The following is a 3267-nucleotide window of genomic DNA, read 5'->3' as shown; positions in this document are numbered from 1 at the left end:
GCCTCTGAGTGAGTCTTGTAATCTTTTAGCGACGCTTTGTAATAATTGGTCTCCCAGAGTGTGCCCCAAAGTGTCATTAATCACCTTGAAGCGATCCAGGTCGAGGAAGATCACAGCTAAACTTTCACCATTCCGAGTAGCGTTGGGGAGAGTTTTATTAAGTAGCTCATTAAATAGTAGGCGATTAGGCAACCCTGTCAGCATGTCATGTAGGGCTTGATAGCGAATCTTTTCTTCTACTTGCTGACGCTGCCGGGCACCAATGATACTGGCGGCCATCGTCAAAAGGGTAGATTCTTCGTGCTTTGACCAATGACGCTCAAAGTTGCAGTCTGCCAAGCCAAGGTAACCCCAGAACTCTTTCTCCGAGCAAAGAGGTACTAGGAGAAGGGATTGAATGCCATCTCGAATCAGGAATTCTTGTTCGGCGGCAGGAAATTGTTGGGTGAGTCCGCTAATCGACTTGCCGCTAGAGAGAACAGTGTACCAACGAGCTAATCCAGAACCTTGATAAGGCTGATTCTGCCAATATTGGTAAGTAGATTCAATAGAAGGATGTGTCCATTCAAACCGCAGGCTGACTACTATTTCTCCTGTAGCGGGATGGGGATGGTTCTGAAAGAGATAGGCACGATCTGCTTTGGCAGCTTCACCCAATACAGCTAGAGCTAGCTCAATACCAGTTTCGTAATTCATTTCCCCTAGCAAATAATTGGCAGCTTCTGCGACTGCCTGTAGCAAACGATCGCGCTGACGTAGTTCGGCTGTGGCTTGTTTTTGTTCTGTAATATCCCTAATAATAAAAGTTCTAATTAAATCACTTTCAGGTAAGTAGAGAACGGATTGTTCAAAAACTTCTGTACCTACTTCCACCTCCCGCACAAAAGAATTTTTTTCTAGATTCTTTGTACTCAGGAGTCCTGTTAAAATCGGGTGTTTTGTTCCAATATCCCTAAGTTGGGGAAACTTGAGAGCTGCGGCTGGATTAAGATAAGTAACTCTTCCCTCCAAATCCATCTCAATAATTGGATTGGGGATGAGTTCAGGGAAGGATGCTAGGCGAGCTAGAGCAGACTCACTAGCTACTTCAAAGCTGGGATCGATAGCTAAGGTTTGAAAAGGATTGGCAGGACTACCTTGCTCTGATAGGAAACCAGATAAGTCTTCAACATCAAAAGATTCAGAAAATGCTTGTTCTGAAATGTTAGAAATAGCATAATATTTAGCTTGAGCTTGATTACTGCCAAAGGCAATGACATCTCCATTTCTGAGATTATGGGAGAAGCATTTAGTGCCATTGACAAATAAGCCATTTGTACTCCCTTTCCCTTTATAGTTACCATCAATAATCTGGAAGCCATATTGATCAGTCTCTGGAACAGTTACTCGCAATAAAATTGCATGTTGCATTGATACTGACCGGGAAGACAAGATAATAGTGTTTGCAGGATGCCGCCCCAGAGAATAAGTAGTCTCTCGCAAGGGGACAGTTCGCCGGCCTTGCAGGTCTTGAATGACCAACAGATGGCGTATTTTTTCCCGCTCGTTTCCTAGCATGGCTGTTCCTCAATTTTTCATATTTTTATCTAAATAGAATTCAGGAGTCAGTCGTCAGAATTCAGCATGAATTCTGTATGACTGGCGGATGAATAAGTGGGTTTAAGACCCCCGCAAACCAAGAAAATTTAGCGGTCAACAAGAAAGTGGCAAGTCTGAATCCCCCACTTTCTTGTTCTGATTCCTAAATTCTGACTTTTGGGTTCGTTTTCTCTATTCATACATAAGTTATAAACTTTCCCCTTTTCTCCATATCATCTAACCTTGTCTTTCTTAGGATACCCAGAATAAAATCAAACACTGAATAGAACACTTGGTATATTTGCGGATTTTTATTCTGAGTGGTGGGGAAACTCTGAATTAAATAAATAACGGTCTGATTTTTATTTTTTAATCAGTCAAATAGTTCTGTTTGATGGAATTAATTTTGCGAAATAGATTAGAGCAAGGCAGGAATTAAATTAATTAGGCGCATCCCACTGGGGAAAAATATCTGAGCATTTGAAATCGCACGCCAGTTGCTTTAATGGAGCGGGAACCCCGGTTGGCGCAGTTTATGGTAGACAAGGGAAGGAGAATGAACCCCTAAATTTTAAAAAGGATTATAGAATAAACTAAAATACAGCCCGTTTTCTTGTAATGTTCTATCATTCGAGTTAATAGATACTAAAGGAATGCCCCAGTCAAGACGAACGGTGAAGCGATCGCCTTGTGACCAACGCAACCCCAGACCAACAGCAGCTAGAGTATTAGGGTCGGGATTCTCTCCACCAGAACTGTTCCAGCCAACACCAAAATCCACAAATGGGACAACCTGTAACCTACTATCTATCTGGGGTAAGCGCAGAATCGGTACTTGAACTTCCGCAGAAACAAAAGTGCCATTATCTGTCAGCAAATAATCTTGACGGTACCCCCGAACGCTATCCTGCCCACCTAAGCCAATTTGCTCTATAGGTAATAGTCTTCTGGATGCTAGTTGCGTATTTAAACGAAATAAAAGTAAAGTTTCAGGAGCTAAAAGGCGTACCCACTGCCCTTGCCCTTGCCAACCAAAAAAACGGCTATCAGGAGGATTTTGATTAACCGTGGCATTCAACACATCTATACCCAAACTGAATTGAGAGCGTAGGGCGATGACTTCACGGCTGTTACGACTCGTCCATTCTTGAAAAAATCGCAAGGCAGATACTCTGGTACGTCCCTGTTCATCAGATCCAGGTGAAAGTACAGAGGGGGGAGCTGATGGGTTCTCTCTCTGATAAATCCACGAGATATCACTTTCGCGTCGGGAAGCTGTTAACCCAAGAGCGAATTCTTGTGTCGGAGTTTGAACTATAGGCTGGCGAAATGTCAATTCGTAGTAGCGAGATGCCGATTCGATATCTAGAAAAGCGAAATCAGGTTCAATGACATTACTCGACGTAGTGCCATAGTTGAAGGAAAGCGTTCCGTTGCGGGGATTGAGAGGCAATGTGTAACTAGCGTCAAAGGAGTTGCTACCATCAGTGTTGGTGTATCCTAAACTCAGACTATCTCCCAATCCGAGTAAGTTGGCTTCATTCAATCGTAATCCACGGCGGAAACTGCCAACACTAGGCGATCGCCCATTATCAAGAATTATTGGACTACATTAAATGTATCCGCCTCTGTTACTTTGATAGCCAACAAATTAGAGCCAGGACGTGAGCCAGCAGATAATTCAGCGGA

Annotated in this window: 1 protein-coding gene and 1 pseudogene; both read right to left on the bottom strand. The window is 43.2% G+C overall.

Features of this window, described 5'->3' with window-relative positions:
• A partial coding sequence (locus LC574_RS32545; RefSeq protein ID WP_229457722.1) for a diguanylate cyclase occupies window positions 1–1557 on the bottom strand: 1557 nt, incomplete at its 3' end.
• Between the two features lie 592 nt (window positions 1558–2149).
• Window positions 2150–3267, bottom strand: a pseudogene (locus LC574_RS32540) (ShlB/FhaC/HecB family hemolysin secretion/activation protein); the annotation flags it as partial.

The organism is Nostoc sp. CHAB 5715 (genome assembly GCF_020829685.1).
Classification (GTDB): domain Bacteria; phylum Cyanobacteriota; class Cyanobacteriia; order Cyanobacteriales; family Nostocaceae; genus Nostoc.
Note: the sequence above shows the minus strand (reverse complement) of the source record. Positions and strands in the feature narration are given on the sequence as shown.